19 protein-coding genes are annotated in these 19334 nt (G+C 57.0%); 11 read left to right on the top strand and 8 right to left on the bottom strand.

Annotated features, from left to right (window positions below):
- The first annotated feature begins 115 nt into the window (after nt 1-115).
- Both B0B07_RS09555 and rlmH read left to right on the top strand, forming a co-directional pair.
- Nucleotides 116-289, top strand: coding sequence for a CxxH/CxxC protein (locus B0B07_RS09555; RefSeq protein WP_076758537.1), 174 nt, complete (start codon nt 116-118; stop codon nt 287-289).
- A gap of 80 nt (nt 290-369) precedes the next feature.
- Nucleotides 370-849 (top strand): 23S rRNA (pseudouridine(1915)-N(3))-methyltransferase RlmH, encoded by a 480-nt coding sequence (gene rlmH, locus B0B07_RS09560; protein WP_076758539.1) that lies wholly within the window; start codon nt 370-372, stop codon nt 847-849.
- Between the two features lie 68 nt (nt 850-917).
- Here the strand turns inward: rlmH and B0B07_RS09565 are convergent, their stop codons facing one another.
- A complete protein-coding gene (locus B0B07_RS09565; protein WP_076758541.1) occupies nt 918-1340 on the bottom strand; it encodes an organic hydroperoxide resistance protein in 423 nt (140 codons plus the stop codon).
- A 313-nt stretch (nt 1341-1653) separates the two neighbouring features.
- Here B0B07_RS09565 and B0B07_RS09570 point away from each other — a divergent pair, with 313 nt between their 5' ends.
- On the top strand, nt 1654-3156 hold the full coding sequence (locus tag B0B07_RS09570; protein ID WP_076758542.1) for a malate:quinone oxidoreductase: 1503 nt from the start codon (nt 1654-1656) through the stop codon (nt 3154-3156).
- Nucleotides 3157-3345: 189 nt separating this feature from the next.
- Here B0B07_RS09570 and B0B07_RS09575 read toward each other — a convergent pair whose 3' ends face one another.
- Nucleotides 3346-3891 (bottom strand): ECF transporter S component, encoded by a 546-nt coding sequence (locus tag B0B07_RS09575; protein ID WP_076758544.1) that lies wholly within the window; start codon nt 3889-3891, stop codon nt 3346-3348.
- A gap of 279 nt (nt 3892-4170) precedes the next feature.
- The gene (locus tag B0B07_RS09580; RefSeq protein WP_076758545.1) at nt 4171-5325 is read right to left on the bottom strand and encodes a lactate 2-monooxygenase; all 1155 of its coding nucleotides are present in this window, start codon (nt 5323-5325) and stop codon (nt 4171-4173) included.
- 200 nt (nt 5326-5525) lie between these two features.
- Between B0B07_RS09580 and B0B07_RS09585 the strand changes: the two genes are divergently transcribed.
- From B0B07_RS09585 to B0B07_RS09610, 6 genes are all read left to right on the top strand, one after another.
- The gene (locus tag B0B07_RS09585; protein WP_076758547.1) at nt 5526-6497 is read left to right on the top strand and encodes a PstS family phosphate ABC transporter substrate-binding protein; all 972 of its coding nucleotides are present in this window, start codon (nt 5526-5528) and stop codon (nt 6495-6497) included.
- A gap of 55 nt (nt 6498-6552) precedes the next feature.
- Nucleotides 6553-7500, top strand: a complete 948-nt coding sequence (gene pstC, locus B0B07_RS09590) for a phosphate ABC transporter permease subunit PstC (RefSeq protein WP_076758548.1) — start codon at nt 6553-6555, stop codon at nt 7498-7500.
- Nucleotide 7501: 1 nt separating this feature from the next.
- A complete protein-coding gene (gene pstA, locus B0B07_RS09595) occupies nt 7502-8407 on the top strand; it encodes a phosphate ABC transporter permease PstA (RefSeq protein ID WP_084186644.1) in 906 nt (301 codons plus the stop codon).
- Between the two features lie 30 nt (nt 8408-8437).
- Nucleotides 8438-9256 (top strand): phosphate ABC transporter ATP-binding protein PstB, encoded by an 819-nt coding sequence (gene pstB / locus B0B07_RS09600; RefSeq protein WP_076759235.1) that lies wholly within the window; start codon nt 8438-8440, stop codon nt 9254-9256.
- 12 nt (nt 9257-9268) lie between these two features.
- Nucleotides 9269-9937, top strand: coding sequence for a phosphate signaling complex protein PhoU (gene phoU, locus B0B07_RS09605; protein ID WP_076758550.1), 669 nt, complete (start codon nt 9269-9271; stop codon nt 9935-9937).
- 195 nt (nt 9938-10132) lie between these two features.
- Entirely contained in the window at nt 10133-10930 is a 798-nt protein-coding gene (locus B0B07_RS09610) for an ABC transporter ATP-binding protein (protein WP_076758552.1), read from the top strand.
- Between the two features lie 55 nt (nt 10931-10985).
- Here the strand turns inward: B0B07_RS09610 and B0B07_RS09615 are convergent, their stop codons facing one another.
- From B0B07_RS09615 to B0B07_RS09630, 4 genes are all read right to left on the bottom strand, one after another.
- Complete coding sequence (locus B0B07_RS09615; protein WP_076758553.1) at nt 10986-12323, bottom strand: CitMHS family transporter; 1338 nt, start codon at nt 12321-12323, stop codon at nt 10986-10988.
- A gap of 124 nt (nt 12324-12447) precedes the next feature.
- A complete protein-coding gene (locus tag B0B07_RS09620; protein WP_076758554.1) occupies nt 12448-13134 on the bottom strand; it encodes a response regulator in 687 nt (228 codons plus the stop codon).
- On the bottom strand, nt 13131-14756 hold the full coding sequence (locus tag B0B07_RS09625) for an ATP-binding protein (protein WP_076758556.1): 1626 nt from the start codon (nt 14754-14756) through the stop codon (nt 13131-13133). The genes B0B07_RS09620 and B0B07_RS09625 overlap by 4 nt, the downstream gene beginning before the upstream one ends.
- Before the next feature lie 172 nt (nt 14757-14928).
- On the bottom strand, nt 14929-16248 hold the full coding sequence (locus tag B0B07_RS09630; RefSeq protein WP_076758557.1) for a purine/pyrimidine permease: 1320 nt from the start codon (nt 16246-16248) through the stop codon (nt 14929-14931).
- Nucleotides 16249-16637: 389 nt separating this feature from the next.
- On the opposite strand from B0B07_RS09630, the gene nadX reads away from it, so the two are divergent.
- The gene (gene nadX / locus B0B07_RS09635; RefSeq protein WP_076758558.1) at nt 16638-17417 is read left to right on the top strand and encodes an aspartate dehydrogenase; all 780 of its coding nucleotides are present in this window, start codon (nt 16638-16640) and stop codon (nt 17415-17417) included.
- A gap of 372 nt (nt 17418-17789) precedes the next feature.
- Here the strand turns inward: nadX and pgeF are convergent, their stop codons facing one another.
- Nucleotides 17790-18548: a peptidoglycan editing factor PgeF gene (gene pgeF / locus B0B07_RS09640; protein WP_076758560.1), complete on the bottom strand. Its 759-nt coding sequence runs from the start codon at nt 18546-18548 to the stop codon at nt 17790-17792.
- A 176-nt stretch (nt 18549-18724) separates the two neighbouring features.
- On the opposite strand from pgeF, the gene B0B07_RS09645 reads away from it, so the two are divergent.
- A complete protein-coding gene (locus B0B07_RS09645; RefSeq protein ID WP_076758562.1) occupies nt 18725-19333 on the top strand; it encodes a biotin transporter BioY in 609 nt (202 codons plus the stop codon).
- Nucleotide 19334 lies beyond the last annotated feature (1 nt).

A 19334-nucleotide genomic window follows, 5' to 3' on the forward strand; every position in this document is an offset into this window, starting at 1 on the left:
GTGGACAATCCGGCCGGCTGCTCATGTTTTTGCGATTAATCGTTGCAATGTGCACATTGTGGATAACTGCGAGCGAATGTTCATAACTTTATGTAGGATAAAAGGAGGGGACGGAATGGAGAATATCCGGATCAACAGCTGTGAAACCCACATATACCGGGCTTTGGATGAAGTCACGGCTAAAACGGAAAGCTTTCCGGACATGGAGAAAATCCACACGGAAGAAGAGTTATCCACAACGTGTGCCTACTGTACACAGCCCGCAATATATGTTGTGTCGAACAGATAGTCGGACACCATATGTTGTTTTTGGTTGTGGATATGTGTATAAACTCTGTGAATAACCTAAAACATGAAGGTGGACAAGCTGTGAGTATTACAATTATTACAGTCGGAAAGCTCAAGGAAAAATATTTGAAATCCGGCATCGAAGAATATGAAAAACGGCTCAGATCCTATTCCAAAATCGAGCTCATTGAAGTGGCGGACGAAAAAGCGCCAGAGCAGCTGAGCGAGGCGGAGATGGAAATGGTGAAGAAGAAGGAAGCGGATCGGATTTTATCGAAGCTGCCGCCGGATGCCCATGTGATCGCATTGGCCATCAACGGAAAGCAGAAGTCGTCCGAGGAACTCGCCGACACGCTCAACAGGCTGATGACGTACGGAAAAAGCAAAATTGCATTTGTCATCGGGGGATCACTCGGTCTCCATGAGGATGTCCTCCGGCGGTCCGACGAGCAGCTGAGCTTCTCCCGGATGACGTTTCCGCATCAGCTGATGAAGCTGATCCTGATCGAACAGATCTACCGGGCGTTCAAAATCATGAAGAATGAGCCCTATCACAAGTGAGGGCGGAACAGAAAAAGCACCGATCCGGATGTCCTTGCCCCGGATCGGTGCTTTTTGATTGCCTGTATTCAGATGACTTCCAGTGAAACGTCGATGTTCCCGCGGGTGGCTTTGGAATACGGACAGACTTGATGGGCTTGGTGCACGAGCTCCTCCAACTGGTCTTTCTCGATCCCGGTCCCCTTGACCTGCAGTTTGACGCCGATTTTAAAACCGTTATCGGATTCATCTTTCATCAGACTGACGTTGGCCGTGACTTCGGAATCGAATTTTACCCTTGCCTTGGCGGAAACGAGGGCCAGCGCGCTGTCAAAGCAGGCTGCATAGCCGGCAGCAAACAACTGCTCCGGGTTCGTGCTGTTGTCCAATTTCTTGGCTCTCGGTGTGCCGGGCATCGATGTGTCAAAGTCGACGACGCCGTCGGACGACCGGACATGTCCTTCCCGGCCGCCGTGAGCCGTGGCAGAAGAAGTGAATTGTACAGTTCCCATGGATCTTCATCTCCTTGCTTTTTATTCCGTACACTTTCCTCTACCCGGAAAACACTTTTATATGTGGTCCAACCGGGGAAAAAATGTCCGATCCGGCAGGATGAACCGAAGGACCGGGAAAGACTTCTCACTTTTTTACCAGCCAAAAACAGTTTATAATTGCATTATCGCTATTTTGGACAAAAAGCAATCATTCTCGACATAGGATTGCTATAATATAGGATGGAATGTTTTTGGGGTGGTGTCATGAGGTTCTGGCACCGGAGCTGTTGGATCAATTCTTTTGCAAATACACGGGATAAGGAAGGTTGTCATGAGCAGCATGAATAAGAAAACAGACGTGATCTTAATCGGTGCAGGGATCATGAGCGCCACGCTTGGTTCGATGCTGAAGGAACTTGTTCCCGAATGGGAGATCAAAGTGTTCGAGAAGCTGGCGGAACCGGGAGAAGAAAGCTCGAACGAATGGAATAATGCCGGGACGGGCCACTCCGCTCTTTGCGAGCTCAACTATACGCCTGAAAAAGAAGACGGCACACTGGAAATCGAGAAAGCGGTCAAGGTCAACGAACAGTTCCAGCTGTCCCGCCAGTTCTGGGCACATCTTGTCCGCAACAATCTGATCAAAAACCCGAATGACTTCATTATGCCGCTTCCTCACATGAGTTTTGTCGAGGGCAAGGAGAATGTCGAGTACCTGAAAAAGCGGTATGACATTCTCAAAGACCACCCGCTGTTCAAGGGAATGGAATTCACGGATAATCCCGAAGAGATGAAAGAATGGGTCCCGCTCATGATGGAGGGACGGAAATCGGACGAGCCGATCGCCCTCACGAGAATCGACTCCGGCACGGATGTGAACTTCGGGTCGCTGACGCGCATCCTGTTTGATCATCTTCAGGAGGAAGGCGTGGAACTGAACTACCGCCACAGCGTCGATGACATCAAGCGCAAGGAAGAAGGCGGCTGGGAAGTGAAAGTCACCGACCTGGACGGCAAACGCCTGGAGACGCATACCGCGAAGTTCGTCTTCATCGGCGCGGGCGGCGGCAGCCTGCACCTTCTCCAGAAGACCGGCATCCCGGAATCCAAGCACATCGGCGGATTCCCGGTCAGCGGCCTGTTCCTCGTCTGCGACAACGAGGAAATGGTTGAGAAGCACAATGCAAAAGTGTACGGAAAGGCGAAGGTCGGGGCACCGCCGATGTCCGTGCCTCACCTCGACACCCGCTACATTGACGGCAAGAAGTCCCTTCTGTTCGGACCTTATGCCGGCTTCTCGCCGAAGTTCCTGAAGACCGGCTCCTACATGGACCTTATCACGTCCGTAAAGCCGAACAACCTCTTCACGATGCTCGCGGCGGGCGCAAAGGAAATGAAGCTCACCAAATACCTCATCGAACAGCTCATGCTGTCGAATGAAAAACGTGTGGAAGAGATGAAGGAGTTCATCCCGACCGCCAAACTCGAGGACTGGAGAGTCGTGGTCGCCGGACAGCGCGTCCAGGTCATCAAGGACACCGAAGCCGGCGGCAAAGGCACGCTCCAGTTCGGCACGGAAGTCGTCACGGCCTCCGACGGCTCGGTCGCAGCCCTGCTCGGCGCCTCACCGGGTGCGTCGACCGCTGTCCACGTCATGCTCGATATCCTGAACAAGTGCTTCCCTGACCACATTGAGGAATGGGAGCCGAAGATCAAGGAAATGGTGCCGTCATACGGCATCTCGCTCGCGGACAATCCGGAACTCTTCGAAGAGATTTTCGAATCCACCTCTGAAGTGCTCGGGCTGAAAGAGGAAGATCCGCAAACTGTATAAACGGCTCAACAAAGAACCCCTTCACCGGACAGGCTCCGGGCGAAGGGGTTTTATCGTTTCGGCCTATTCATGATGTCTTTCTGTCTGTTCGAGCGTGCTTTCCAACTATTCGAGCGTGCTTTCTATCCATTCATAGCGTCTTTCTGTCCATTCATCCGGCGTTACCATCTATTCGCCGCCTCCCTCCGTTCACTTGAACAGCGGGGTTTTTTTCAGCGCGATGGCGACCGGGATGGCCACGATGAGGCCGACGACGTTCTGGGCGATGTTCCCCGGGATGGAGGCAGCCGGCACGATCCAGTTGCTGAACAAAACGCCTTCACACAGGTAGTAGCCGCCGAGCATGAACGGGACTGACACGACTGCCGCGATGATGTTGAACACCGGGCTGCCGCCGTTGCGGCCGCCGGACCAGGCGATCTTCCCGACGATGTAGCCCTGAAGCGCACGGGTGAAGAACGTGAACGGCGCCCAGAGCGTCCAGCCGGAGATGAGGTCAAACAACCCCATGCCGACCGCTCCTGCGATGGCGCCTTTTTTCGGTCCGAACAGCATGGACGCGATGAACAGCATCGCTGTGCCGAGATGGACGAGCCCGCCGTTCGCCGTGATCGGCAGCTTGATGTTCAGAAACACAGTGGAGACAAAAACGAGCGCCACGAGCATGGCGGAGATGATCAGATCCCGCGTCTTCAAGCTCGTGGAAGAAGCCGGAATGCCAGAAGCCTTTTGCATGATGTCAACCTTCCCTGTCTGTATGAGAATGTAAAAATCATATATAGAGGACTGGCTTTTGAAAAGGTTCAGTTAACGTGAAAGTTATAAGGTCAGATTTCGCGGGGCGTTGCCGGGCCGTCAATCCATGTTGTCCTATTCCCTGCTCCAGACGATTCGGGTTTCGTTAAATGCATCGTCATCGGCGGATAGGGCGGATGGACGGCCACATTCTGACGATCGAACGCCAATATGCACAAGAAAGGACTGGCCTTCACAGGCCAGTCCTTTTTCGTGCATCTACACCTTTTTGAGCAAGTCCCGTCCCAGCCCGTCGACCGACCGGCTCCCCGAGAGCGCCATCGTCAGGTCAAAGTCGGCGATCAGGTTGCGGAGCACCTGGCGGACGCCGGCTTCTCCGGCGAGGGCGAGGCCGTACATATACGGGCGGCCGAGGAGGACGGCGCTTGCACCGAGTGAGAGGGCCTTCACAATGTCGGCCCCGCGGCGGATTCCGCTGTCCATGAGGACGGGTATGTCGCCCTGGACGATGTCCACGACATCCGGGAGGGCATCGACGGCCGGGATGGATCCGTCCACCTGCCGTCCGCCGTGGTTGCTCACGATGAGGCCGTCCACACCGCTTTCGACGGCGAGCCGCGCATCATCCGGATGGAGAACCCCCTTCAGTAAAATCGGCAGGTTCGTCTGGGAGCGGATGAATTCGAGATCGCGCCACGTGAGCGACGGGTTGCCGAAGATTTGGGCCCAGTGCATGATCGCGGAGCGGATATCTTCTTCCGGGGAGCGTTCGAGCCTCGAGCGGAACACCGGATCTTCAAGGTAGTTGCCGATCCCTTTCGCTTCGAGGAACGGCAGGTAGGCATGATGGATGTCCTTTTCTCGCCAGCCCATCATCGGGGTGTCAAGTGTGATCACGATCGCCCCGTAACCGGCGGATTCCGCGCGCTTCACCATGCTGGCCGCCAGTTCGTGGTCATTGCTCCAGTACAGTTGGAACCACTTCTCAGCCCCCTCCGTTGCTTCGGAGATTTTCTCCAGGCTGTATGTAGACGCGGTGCTGGCGATGAACGGGACCCCCATGGATGCCGCGGCGCGGGCGGAGGCAATCTCTCCCTCGGGATGGACGATTGACTGGACGCCGATCGGGGCAAGCAGGAGCGGCACGTTCAGCTTCCGACCGAACAGCTCGATGCCGATGTCCCGATCGGACGTGTCGCGCAGCATCCGGGGGACGATCTTCCATTTCCGGAAAGCGAGATTGTTCTCCCTCGCCGTGTCCTCGATTCCGGCGGAGGCGGCCACATAGTCGAACGGCTTCGCCTCCAGCTCCTCTTTTGCCCGGGCTTCCAGCTCTTCATAGGAAACCGGGACAAGATTTTTCTCCAGCTGCTGATAGACGGTGAACTGCACCTGATTGCCGAAGTTCCTCATCATTCATTCCCCCATTCCATATTGAAAGCGCATACATATACAAATCCACCATAACACAGCATGATTCATTCCTCTATTAATTCTTTGTAAACGAAACTCCATGCTAATTTACAATCCTTTACTTTCCGTTCATTTCTCCTCAACATGGCGCAGTTAAAGTTGGAACTGCAAACAATACGAAACCCAGGGGGAACAAACACATGAAAAGCTGGAAATACTATCTCGGTTTGACGGCGGTCGGTTCTGCATTGCTTCTCGGGGCATGCGGCGGAAACACGGCAGAGGAGGGCGCATCGGCCGAGACGGGAACTGCCGGCGCCTCGACATCCCAGGACGCCAAGGTTGAGGGAAGCGTCGCCGGTGACGGATCCAGTACAGTAGCACCCATCATGGAAGCCCTTGTTGAGGAATATACCGGGACCGGGACGGACGTCAAAGTCACCGTCGGCGTGTCCGGCACAGGCGGCGGCTTTGAGAAATTCGCTGCAGGAGAAACAAAATTCTCGAACGCCTCCCGTCCGATCAAAGATGAAGAAAAACAGAAGCTGGAAGAAGCGGGCATCGACTATACAGAATTCCTTCTCGCCTATGACGGCCTGACGGTCGCGGTCAATCCGGAAAACGACTGGGCGTCCGACCTGACTGTGGAAGACCTTAAAAAGATCTGGGTCGAAGACGGCAGCAAGAAAAAATGGTCGGACATCAATCCGGAGTGGCCGGATGAGGAAATCGTCTTCTATGCACCGGGCACCGATTCTGGTACGTACGACTATTTCAATGAAGTGATCCTTGAAGAGGAAGACATGGTGAAGGACGTCATGCTCTCCGAAGACGACAATGTGCTTGTCCAGGGCGTGCAGAGCGACAAAAATGCCATCGGATTCTTCGGCTACGCCTACTATGTGGCGAACCAGGATTCCCTGAAAGCTGTCTCGATCAACGGTGTCGAGCCGAACAACGAAACGATCGAGTCGGGAGAATATGAGCCATTGTCCCGTCCCCTCTTCACTTACGTGAGCAATGAAGCGCTCTCTGAAGACGCCGCCACATACGACTTCTTCGGATTCGTGCTTGACCAGGCAGGAGACATGGCGGAGTCTGTCGGTTACGTGAGCCTGCCTGAAGAGAAGTATGAAGAAGGAAAAGAACAGCTCGAACAGTTCAAGAAGTAAATCTCCATTTGAAATAGTCCCGGCACAATAGCCGCAAAAAACAGGAGGTACAGCGATGGGAAATCCCGCTGCCCCGAAACGGGCAACAGTCCGGCAGATGATTGCAAAGTCCGCAGGAAATAAACGAAAACGGGCGGCGGAGCGGGCGGTTCCCGTCGTCCTCTTTCTGATCGCCGCGGTGTCCGTCCTCACCACCATCGGCATCGTCGGCACATTGGTTGCAGAAACGGTGACGTTCTTTACAAAAGTCCCGTTCTGGTCGTTCATCACCGGGAGAGAGTGGCTGCCATTCTCGAACAAGGATGCGCAGTTCGGCATTCTCCCGCTGATCATCGGTACGCTCAAAGTCACGTTCATTGCGGTGATCACGGCCGTCCCGATAGGCCTGTCCGCGGCAATCTATCTGAGCGAGTACGCTTCCGACAACACCCGCCGCATCATCAAGCCGGTGCTTGAAGTGCTCGCGGGAATCCCGACGATCGTCTATGGATTCTTCGCACTCACGTTCGTCACACCGCTGCTTCAGACGGTGATCCCCGGCCTGAAGATCTTCAATGCACTCAGCCCGGGCATCGTCGTCGGCATCATGATCATTCCGATGATCGCTTCCCTGTCCGAAGACGCGATGTCGGCCGTGCCGAATCCGATCCGTGAAGGGGCACTCGCCCTCGGGGCCACCCGGTTTGAAGTGGCCGTGAAAGTCGTCCTGCCGGCAGCGCTGTCCGGGATCCTGGCCTCGGTCGTGCTGGCCACCTCCCGGGCGATCGGAGAGACGATGATCGTGTCTCTTGCCGGAGGGGCCACCCCGGCGTTCAATCTCGGCTTCACGGATTCCATCCAGACGATGACGGCTTACATCGTCCAGGTTTCAACGGGCGATGCCGGTTACGGGACGCCGATCTATTATTCCATCTATGCGGTCGGATTCACCTTGTTCCTGTTCACACTCCTCATGAACTGGATCGCCCACCGCATCACGAAGAGATTCAGGGAGGCGTATTAAGATGAGGATCACTGAAAAGCCGCCGGCCCGTGTCCTGATCGACCGCGAAGCCGTCGCAGGCCGGATGGGTTTCCGAAAAGCGGTCAATGCCGCGTTCAGCGTGCTGTTCCTGTCTGCGACGCTGCTGGCCCTCCTCGTGCTCGGCGTCCTGTTCTACCGCATCGTTTCACAGGGGTTCGGCCATCTGTCTCCTGCTTTCTTTGAGAACTTCGCTTCGCGGATGCCGGAGAAGGCCGGCGTCAAGGCTGCCCTTGTCGGGTCGCTCTGGCTGATGGCGGTTGTTGCGCCGGTCTCCCTGATCCTCGGGATCGGGACGGCGGTCTATCTGGAAGAGTACGCGAAAAAGAACCGGCTCAACGATTTTATCCGGATGAACATTTCCAACCTTGCCGGTGTGCCGTCGGTCGTGTTCGGACTGCTCGGCCTGACGATCTTCGTCCGGGCACTCGCCCTCGGCAACAGCATCCTCGCTGCCGGCTTCACGATGAGCCTGCTGATCCTTCCGGTGATCATCGTGGCCGCCCAGGAAGCGATCCGTTCGGTTCCCCGGGAGCTGCGTGAGGCGTCCTACGGGATGGGCGCGACAAAGTGGCAGACCATAATCCGGGTCGTTCTTCCGGGTGCCGTGCCGGGCATCCTGACAGGCAGCATCCTCGCGCTTTCCCGGGCAATCGGGGAGACGGCACCGCTCATCGTGATCGGAGTGCCGGTGATCATCCAATTCCTGCCCGCGGGCGTCCTGGACACGTTCACGGCGCTGCCGATGCAGATCTACGACTGGGCGAAACGCCCGCAGGCCGCTTTCCAGGAAGTTGCGTCCGCCGGCATCATTGTCCTGCTTGCACTGCTGCTCGCCATGAATTCCGTCGCCGTGCTCATCCGAAACAAATTCCAGAAGCGATATTAATCAAAGGAGGCATGCCAGATGGTCCAAGTGATGGAACGGACACGCGAACGGGCAGGGCTGAAACAGACCGCCGCTCCGGCGGTGCCCGATGTCCGGCCGCTCGTCTATGATACGAAGCTGCTCAATCTCTGGTACGGCAATCACCATGCGCTCAAAAACATCGATCTGCCGATCCGGGAAAACGAAGTGACCGCGATCATCGGCCCTTCGGGGTGCGGCAAATCAACGTATATCAAAACTTTGAACCGGATGGTCGAACTTGTCGATGATGTCCGGACATCCGGGGAGATCCTTTACCGGAGCCGCAATATCTTCGACCGGAATTACCCGGTCGAGGAGCTCCGCACCCGTGTCGGGATGGTCTTCCAGAAGCCGAATCCTTTTCCGAAGTCGATCTATGACAATGTCGCCTATGGTCCCCGCATCCACGGGATCCGGAACCGCCAGATCCTCGATGAGATCGTCGAGAAGAGCCTGCGCGGGGCTGCCATCTGGGACGAAGTGAAAGACCGCCTGAACACGAACGCCTACTCGCTCTCCGGCGGCCAGCAGCAGCGGATCTGCATTGCCCGTGCATTGGCCATCGAGCCGGACGTCATCCTCATGGATGAGCCGACTTCCGCGCTGGATCCGATTTCCACGCTGAAGGTCGAGGAGCTTGTACAGGAACTGAGGGAAGATTATTCGATCGTCATCGTGACCCACAACATGCAGCAGGCCGCTCGGATTTCCGACAGGACGGCATTCTTCCTGAGCGGGGAAGTCGTGGAGTTTGATGAGACGGACAAGATGTTCTCCAACCCGGAGCACAAGCGGACGGAGGATTATATTTCTGGCCGGTTCGGCTGAGGAGGAGAGCGGATGAGAAGCACGGAAAGTGTCAGGAAGACATTCGACCAGGAACTCGAGGCGCTGAAGCAGACCCTGCTCCGGATGGTGGACCTTGCGGAGCGGGCACTGGAAGATTCGATGATGGCACTCAAAGAGCAGAATCTGCTGCTGGCCAAAGTCGTCATCGACAGCGACGCCGAGATCAACCGGCTCGACGAAGAGATCAACGGCTGGGTGATCCAGCTGATCGCCCAGCAGCAGCCGGTGGCGACGGATCTCCGGAAGATCATCACCGCACTCAAGATTTCGACGGACGTGGAGCGGGTCGGGGACCTGGCGGCGAACATCGCCAAGTGCACGCTCCATATCGGGGACGAACCGCTCATCAAGCCGATCGTCGACATCCCGAAGATGGCCTCGATCGTCCAGGAAATGCTGCGCAAGTCGTTCGATGCCTATGACCTGGAAGACCCGCGCCTCGCGCTTGAAATCGCCGAAACCGACGACCGGGTCGACCGGCTGTACGGTGAACGGATCCGTGAACTCATGCAGATCATGACCCTCACCCCCCGGCGGGTAAATCAGATCACCCAGCTCGCGTTCATCTGCCGCAACCTTGAGCGGGTCGGCGACCACGCGGTGAACATGGCCGAGAGCATCCTCTATCTGACGAAGGGCGAGCAATATCACCTGAATTGATGGCCGGTGGACGAAAGTTAAGAAAAGCGGTCCGTATGTAAAGAAAGACCGACTGAATGTTAAGGAAGGCCTTCTGTATGTTAAGAAAACTCTCTTGAATGTGAAGAAAGCCCTCCCTGCGCCGGGAGGGCTTTTCGAATGCATCGGAGTTGGTGTAAAATCGGTAAAAGTCAGAATTGCAAGAAGGGGATGGCCATGATTCTTGAAATGGAAGGCGTCTCGAGAAAACGCGACGGACGCTGGGTGCTGAAGGAGATCGACTGGCGGGTGGAAAAAGGCGACCACTGGGTGCTGTACGGATTGAACGGTTCGGGCAAGACGTCGCTGCTCGAACTGATCAATGCCTACCTGTTCCCGACTGAGGGGACGGTGCGGGTGCTCGGGATGGAGTTCGGGAAGACCTACCTGGCGGAGCGGCTGCGGAGTCAGATCGGCTTCGTTTCCTCATCGGTCGCCCATAAGCTCCGGCCGGACGACAATGCCTACGAAGTCGTGCTGAGCGGGGCGTTCTCCTCGATTGGCCTGTATGAGGACACCACCGAGGAGATCGACCGCAAAGGCGTGGACATCCTTCGGGAGCTCGGATGCCTGGACTACGCCAACCGGAACTTCCATACGCTCTCGCAGGGAGAGCGGCAACGCGTCCTCATCGGCCGGGCGCTCATGGCCGACCCCTCGCTCCTCATCCTGGACGAGCCGACAAACGGCCTGGACTTCATCGCGCGGGAAGAACTGCTGGACTCGGTCGCCCGCATTGCCCGGCGTCCGGACGGGCCGACAATCCTGTATGTCACCCACCACGTGGAGGAGATCCTGCCGGAGTTCAATAAAACGCTCCTTCTGAAGGAAGGACGGGTGTTTGATGCCGGACATACTTCCGATCTGATCAGCTCCGAATGCCTCTCCGGATTTTTCGGGCTGCCGGTTGCCGTGGACTGGCAGGAAGGACGTCCGTCACTGACTAAAAAGCAGGCCGAAGTGAGCCGGAAGTGATCCCAGACAAAAGAACAGCACAGTCCCAAACCGGGGACTGTGCTGTTTCCTTTATTCAGATCGCAATAACCCCAATCAGCACCGACACGAACAGCAGGATGAGGGCGATGCCCCACATCCAGAAGAACGAGTAGCGGAGGTGCTTGCCCATCTCCAGGCCGGAGAGGCCGAGGGCGAGCCAGACGCCCGGCGCAAGCGGGGACACGAATGTGCCGACGATGTTCCCGACGATCATCGAGTAGGCGGTCGACAGGGAATCGATCCCGAAGCCCGAGGCGATCTGCTCAACAACCGGGAACAGGCCGAAGTAGTAGGCATCCGTGCTGAGCAGCAGGTCGAACGGAAGGCCGAGGACCCCGATGATGATGTGCAGGTACGGTGCGATCGCAGACGGCAGGACCCCGACCGCATCACCCGCGATGGCATCGAGCATGCCGGTGCCGTTCAGGATGCCGAGGAACAGGCCGGCAGCCAGGATGATGGAGGCCATTGTGAGCGCACTCGGCGCGTGTGCGCGGATCCTGTCCATCTGGTCATTGACGCTCGGGTAGTTGACCGGAAGTGCAATGGCCACACCGATCATGAAGGCGAGCCCGGCCGGGATGATTCCCCAGACGAGGAGGCCGATGACGGCGACCGCGAGGACGGCGTTGAACCAGATCAGCTTCGGTCTGGCAAGTGAACCGCTTTCTTCGCCGGCTTCCGCCACACCCGAGAACGGATCTTCTGCAGGAATGTCGAGGGCAGCGGCGGCTTCAAGGGACCCGTACTGTCTGGTGATCCTGCGCTGTTCCCGCAATCCGAGCAGGACGGCGATGATCACCATGACGACGAGGCCGATGATCTGGACCGGGATGAGCGGGCGCCACAGTTCGGTGACGTCCATTTCGAGAACCGAAGCCACCCGGCCGAGCGGGCCTGCCCAAGGCACCATGTTCATGATGCTCGCCGCACCGCCGACGAGCAGGAGCAACAGATACGGATTCATCTTCAGCCGCTTGTAGACCGGCAGGAGCGCAGGAATCGTGATCAGGAAGGTGGAGGCGCCCGATCCGTCCAGGTGGGCGACCATCGCCACGAGGACGGTGACGAGGCTGACGACCACGACGTTCCCTTTGGAGAAGACGACCATCTTGTTGATCATCGGTTCAAACAGTCCGACGTCCTGGAGGATTCCGAAGAAGATGATGGCAAAGATGAACATGACGGCGACGGAAATGACGGACTTCACACCGTCATTGAAAAAGTCACCGATCTCGGAGAAAGCAAATCCGGCGATCATCGCCCCGACGATCGGCGGCAATACCATTGCCACGATCGGGGTCACACGCCCGCTGATGAGCAGGGCCACGATGACCAGGATAATGAGAAAGCCGACAAGGCTGAGACTCAATGTTAAAACCCCCTATGCTTGAATGCGTTTTCAGTAGTCTGAAAATAACATATCGTCATGGGGGGAATATATCTTCTTCACATAAATCAGATAGGTTCCATAAGGGGAATAAAGTTCATAAGTTTCACTTTGGAAGGTACTGTCTTTCCGGCCGGCCGACGGTCCCGTAGATGGACTTCGTCGTGAGCAGGCCTTCCGAAACGAGGTATTCCAGATATCGCCGGGCGGTGGAGCGGCTCGTGCCGATCTGCCTGCTCAGCTCGGCGGCAGTGATTCCGCCGATCGCTTCTTCGCGGAACAGCCGGTTGATCTCATTGAGCGTGATCGGATCGATTCCCTTCGGCAGTCCCGCTGCATCCGTGTCACTGCGCCCCCGGTGCCCGGTGAATCCGTCGATTTCCTCCTGGCTCAGCCCGACGCGCCCGGAGAGCCGCTCCCGATAGGCCCGGTAGCTCTCCAGTGTCCTTTTGAAACGGCCGTCGTCAAAGGGCTTCAGGATAAGATCGAACACGCCCCCGCGGAGCAGTTCCCGGACCGTCTCCGCCTCATTCGCCGCGGTCACGGCGATGATGTCCGCCTGTTGATATCGGCTGCGGATCTCATGGAACAGTCCGGCTCCGTCCGTGTCAGGGATGTAAAAGTCGAGCAGGATCAGATCGGGCACCGACTTCTCCAGAAGTCCGATCGCCTCCTTTGCGCTCCGCGCAATGCCGGTCACCCGGAATCCGTCCACTTTTTCCACGTAATGACGGTTCACCTCGGCGACCCGGAAGTCATCCTCGATGATGAGTACGGTATAATCGTCGTTCATTGGTCTACCCCCGATTTCTTCGGAATGCTGATGATGAAGCAGGCACCGCCCATATCCCCGTCTTCGATGAGCAGCTCGCCGCCCGTCCGGCCCAGCGCCTCGATTGCCAGCGCAAGCCCGTTGCCCCGACCGTCGCCTTTCGTTGAAAATCCGGCCCGATAGATGTTTTGTGCATCCTCTTCCCGGATCCCTGCACCGGAATCTTCCACCTCAAACAGCAGATCGTCCCCGACATCGGTGAAGTATAGCCGGACGCGGCGGTTCCCTTCTCCATTTCCCCGCACTGCATCAAAAGCATTCTCGATGACATTCCCGAGTGCTGTGAGAAGGGCGTCCTGTGCGTCTTCTGACAAGGGCTGCCCGAGCCGGCTGTACGGATCAAGCGACAGGTCGATCCCGAGTTCCTGCGCCTGTACGAATTTCCCTTGGATCAGCGCCCCGATGAGCGGGTCTGACACATTTTCGGACAGGAATTTTGTCCGGCTGCTCCGGATGTTCTCTTCCTTTTTGATGAACTCGATCGCATCTTCGGTCTGCCCGTGGATGAGCAGGCCGAGGATGACGTGCAGTTTGTTCGAATGTTCATGGGTCTGGGCGCGCTGGGTGTTCGCATACTGGCGGATCCTCGATAGTTCCTCCGTCATTTTCTGCAGGTCACTCTTCTTCCGGAACGTGATGACCGCACCGGTGCCGCCGCTCGTGAACGGAACTTGGTTCACAAGGACGACTTGGCGGCCGAGCATCATTTCGCGGTCTTCCAGCCTCATCCGCAGATCGCCGATCGAGGGGAGAAGCTCCCTGACCGGCAGCCGGGGAATCCTGTCGGAGCCCGCCAGCCCTTCCTCTGTCAGAATCTCACCCGCAGCGGCATTCACGGACGTGATCCGCCCCTCCCCGTCGACGGCGATGATGCCTTCGCGCACGGATTGGAGAATCGCTTCTTTCTGATCGTACAGGCGTGAAATCTCTTCCGGCTCCATGTTTCGGAGAAGGGATTTGATATGGCGCGAGATCAGTACCGATCCGGCCAATCCGGCGATGACCACAAATGTGAGCGTGAGCCAGATCGAGCGGCTCTGTGCGCGGGCGATCGCCTGCACATTGTCGTTCAGGAAGCCGACCGATACGACCCCGACCACCTCCCCCTCTGAAATGACGGGGACCTTACCGCGGATGGACAGGCCGAGCGATCCCTCTTTCTTGGAAACATACGATTCGCCGGACAGGAGCGCCCGGTCATTGTCCCCGCCGACCATTTCATTGCCGATCCTTGACGGATCAGGATGGGAATACCGGATCCCGTCCAGGTTGCCGACAACGATGAACTCGGCGCCGGTCTTCTTGCGGATCGGCTCGACGATGCCCTGGATGACGGCTGCGGGATCCCCGAGGCTGAATGCCTCCCGGAGTTCCGGGATGTTCGCCACGGTCTCTGCGATGCCGAGTGCCCGTCTGCCCACCTGGTCTTCCGTGCTTTCGGAAAGGAAGTGGCGGAGGAACAGGCCGAATGCGAGGCAGATGACGATGACGAGCAGGCTGATCAGGCCGATCATCCGCATGAGGAGGCCAAGTTTCGGCTTATTGGATCTGTTTTTAGTGCTGGAGTAAGTGCTTGCTGTCATGGGAAGTACCTCTTTTATCGGATACTGAAAAACCGGACATAAAGTTATGTTGATTATACATGAACAGGCATGCGGACGGGCGCATCCGGGCGGCAGCCCCATCGGCCCGATAAAAAAACAGCAAAGTCCCGCAGGGAACTTTGCTGACTCAATGGAAGGTGAGATGATCAATTCAAAGATGCTTCCGCAATTCCTGGTGCCGGGCTTCCGGTTTTTTCTGCGGCCGTGCCTGGCTCATGAGGACCCGCTCCGCCACGACGGCGATGATGGCGCCGAGGACGAGGCCGTTGCTCATGATCGAGGTGAGGACGGGGGCCATTGAAGAGAAGGCTTCCGTGGGGACGAACATCGAGCCGACCCCGGCGAACAGCGAAATACCGGCAACCTGGAACAAGTTTGTTTTGTCTTCGAGTGATTCAAATTCCCTGAATGCGAGGCTGATCGTGCTTGCGAACACCGGGAAGATGGCCGCATACCCGACTGCTACCGGAATCGCGGAAAAGAACGCCGTGATCGGCGGGAACAGGCTGATCGCCACAATCGTGGCCGATCCGAGAATGAACGGCAGCCGCTCGCTGATGCGCGTGGTCGCAATGAATCCTGCGGACCCTGAGATCGGCACGGGACCGATGGCCGAGAAGGAGCCGGCGAGCAGCTGGTTGATCCCCGACACGAGGCCGGTCTGCCGCGTCCTGGAACGGTCGACATTCTTGCCCTGCCGCTCGAGCACGCCCTGGACGACTTTCACCGTTGCCAGCATGTTCGCAAGCAGCAGGAGGGTGATGAAGAGCACCATCGGAACGAGGTCCGCCTCCATCCGGGGGGCGCCGAACGCGAACAGCCGGGGCAGATTGAATACTTGTCCCGCCCGGGCGACCGGTTCGGACAGTCCGAGAAGGGCAAACGCGGACCAGCCGAAGATGATGCTTGCCAAGACCGAATAATGGCCGACTTTCGGCACCCGCCTGAAGGCATACGAGAAGATGATGATCAGTGCGGACATCAGCAGGATTTCCGGCTGGACCACCGTCGATCCTCCGCTCAGGCCGAACATCCCTTTCAGGAACGAGCCGCTCAGCTGGATGACCATCAGGATCAGATAGATGCCGGTGACCGTCGGCGTGAACAGGCCGGAGAGCTTTTCAACGAGCCCGAACAGGCTCAGCACGATGAAGATCACACCGCTCAGCAGGAAGGCGAACTGAAGCACGCGGAGCGTCTCGGACGGAGAACCGAACAGGACGGTGCCGAGGCCTGCGTATAGCGTGAACACGCCCCACCAGAGTCCGGCCGGGCCTTCCTGGATCGGGAGCCGGTGGCCGAAGAACGTCTGGAGCAGCCCGGCGATGCCGAGCACGAAGAGGGAACGCTGGACGAATGCGATGGCGTCCCCAGTATCGAGCCCGTAGGATGCCGCGATCGTCACCGGAATGACCACGCTGCTCATCAGGATGAATAACGCCCATTGAAGGGCAGGGAAAATGTGTTTCATGAGAACCTCTTCTTTCCGTTTTCTGGTGTAAAAAATCCATTCCTTAGTATAACGAAATATTGGAGAGTGGCAAATGGAAAGTTTGAGGAAATAAGCAAGGGACCGGATTCAAAAAAGAAAGTAGCAGGAATCTGTCTGTCGACGCCTTTCATATTTGAAAAGTGGATTCATTTGCCGCTGGGGCCGCCGGAAATTCGAGCCAATGGACCGGCTTGCAAGGACCTGCCGGGACGCCGTGCACGGCTGGAACCGGCTTGCATCGGGATTTCGGGATTGATAACCTGAGCTTAATCGGCATACTGCGGAGTCCGGGGTGAGCCGGCGTCGGCCGGACCGCTATTTTGAACCGGATGTCCACCCATGAACCAACAGAAAGGGGAGGGGAAGCATTGAAGATCGGTGTGATGGGAACGGGAAACATTGCCTCTTATCTGCTGAAGTGCATCAATGACGAAAAACTCGTCGAGGGGGAAGTCATTTCATTGTTCGGACGGAACCGTGAAGCCGGAGAGCGTCTGGCAGAGCAGCACGACGCCCGGTTTCATATGGATTTCCAAACGTTCATCGAGTCTCCTGTGGATGTGGTGATCGAAGCGGCAGCCATTGAAGTTGTGACTGCCCATGCGATTGGCGTGCTGGAGGAGAAAAAAGACTTCGTCGCCAGCAGCATCGGGGCGTTCAGGGACCCCGTTTTCCTGAAAGCGGTGCGGCGGACGGCGGAAAAGAACGGCCGGTCGGTTTTCCTGCCGTCCGGGGCCATCGGCGGCCTGGACTTGCTGCAGTCGGCCCATGCGGCGGGCGGCCTTGAACAAGTGACGATCGAGACACGAAAGTCGCCAAAATCACTCGGTCTGGAACCGATGGACAGGAAAGAACTGCTGTTTGACGGTCCCGCAGGAGAAGCGATCGGCAAATTTCCGAAAAACGTCAACGTTGCGCTGCTGCTGTCCCTCGCAGGCCTCGGCACCGAAAAAACAAGGGTGCGGGTGGTTGCCGATCCGCATGCGGAGCGGAACACCCACCTCATCCAGGCGGGCGGGAGTTTCGGCAACATGACGCTGAAAATCGAAAATACCCCGATGCCCGGAAACCCGAAAACGAGCTATCTCGTGGCGCTCAGTATCCTGTCGGTTCTTCAGAACAAAGGCAACCCGGTCATCATCGGCTGAAGCGGGATATAAACAATAATCAACGAAAATTCGGTCCGGCTGCGGTGTGAAAACCGTGCTTCAAACAGGTCTGATCAGGGTGGGTCCACATGAAGTGCGGCGATCAGCAGCATGGACTCCGTGAGCCACACATTCAAATCAACATTTTATACTTTGTCGACGGTGATTTTGGGTGGGCTTGTGATGCAGTCTCTTTTGGGAACGGGTAAGAGAGATAAACGGTCGACATGACCTGGAGGATCGCATCCAGGATCAATAGGGGCCAATCCTGTTGAATAATCGTTTGTGCAAGACGAGATTGAAGCCGGATCACCCATATCGGGAATAAAAAAGCACCCGTGAAGGGTGCTTTTTTGGTCCGAAAAAATCTTATCAGCCATCCGTCCTTACGATCCAGCTCAAATGACGCCCGGCCTTCTTGTCCTCGCGGTAGGAGAAGCCGTCGGGGCTTTTGAACGTGCATGTCCGGTCGATGTAGATCTGCTCCGCAGGGACGCCGGCCATCAGAAGCTGCCTTTCAACCGTTTTCTGGTTGTCGATATGCCATTTGCCGGTGTCCTCATTGAACCGGATGAAGTCGTCCGCATAGCCGAGCGCACTGAACCGGTCATGAACGTCACGGTCCACTTCGAACTTCTCCTGGCTGAGGGCGGCACCAATCTGCACCCGGAAATCGAGTGGATCCAGGCCCTCTTCTTCTTTCAGATGCCGGAACAGCTTTGGCGTGATCTCCTTCACGGTCCCCTGCCAGCCCGAGTGAATCGCGCCAATGAGGCCGGCCTTCATGTTCCAGAACAGGACCGGCACGCAGTCTGCGGTCAGGCTGCCGAGCACAATGTCCGGTTCGTACGTATAGAGGGCATCGGTATCGGGAATGGCGTCGGCTGTTCCGGTGGCTCCGCGCCCCCGGTCATCTGCGGTCACTTTATGGAAATTTGAGCTGTGCGTCTGCCGGCCGCAGACGAAGCTGCCGAGCGGGGTGCCGATCGCGTCCGCCAATCCATGTCGGTTCTCCAGCACGGCTTCCGGATTGAGGCAAGCGTGAAGGCCCATATTGTTCGCTTCGAATCGCGAAGGGTCTTTCAGGGTCATGCCGGCTGTAATCGTGCCGTCATTCACATACATTCGCATTTTTCATCACCTGACTTTATTTTATCGGATTTGCGTTTGGCTGTATATGCGTTCGCCGGGGTTTGGTTAACTGGTATGAAAATACAGTTGACACAAGTGGCAGATTTCCTTAACATTCGAAATGGGTAAACCATAAAACGATATTAGTTAACTCATCGACTGAAAGGAAGATTTCCATGCAACAGGCTACAGTCAGCTCCAGGCCAAGGTGGCATGCGCTGGATCTTGTCCACTGCGCATTGTTTGCCACACTCATGATGATCGGCGCGAACATCACGTCATTTGCCCCGATCTTTGTTGTCGGAGGCGTCCCGATCACGCTTCAGACCTTCTTCGCAGTGCTTGCCGGTCTCATCCTCGGAAGCCGGAAAGGGGCCGCTGCCTGCACGGTGTACATGCTTGTCGGCCTTGCGGGAGCGCCCGTATTTGCCCGGTTCGGCGGCGGTATTTCTTCGCTTGTTTCGCCGAATTTCGGTTTCATCGTGTCCTTCATCATCGCCGCATGGGCTGCCGGCAAAATTGTGGAACGCTACCGGACGGTGCCGGCCTTCATCTTTGCGGCACTCATCGCCACAGCCATCAACTACCTGTTCGGCACGAACTGGATGTATGCGGCTTATATGCTCTGGGCGGGAGCGCCTGATGGATTCTCCTACGGCATGGCGTGGCTCTGGATGATGCCGCCGCTGCCGAAGGACATTGCGCTTGCGGTCCTGGCAGGTCTGTTCGCACACCGGATGAACCGCTTATTGAAACTGCTCCCCGCACAACAGAAGAAGGGATGAT

The sequence above is a fragment of the Edaphobacillus lindanitolerans genome (assembly GCF_900156305.1).
In the GTDB taxonomy this organism is placed as follows: domain Bacteria; phylum Bacillota; class Bacilli; order Bacillales_A; family Planococcaceae; genus Bhargavaea; species Bhargavaea lindanitolerans.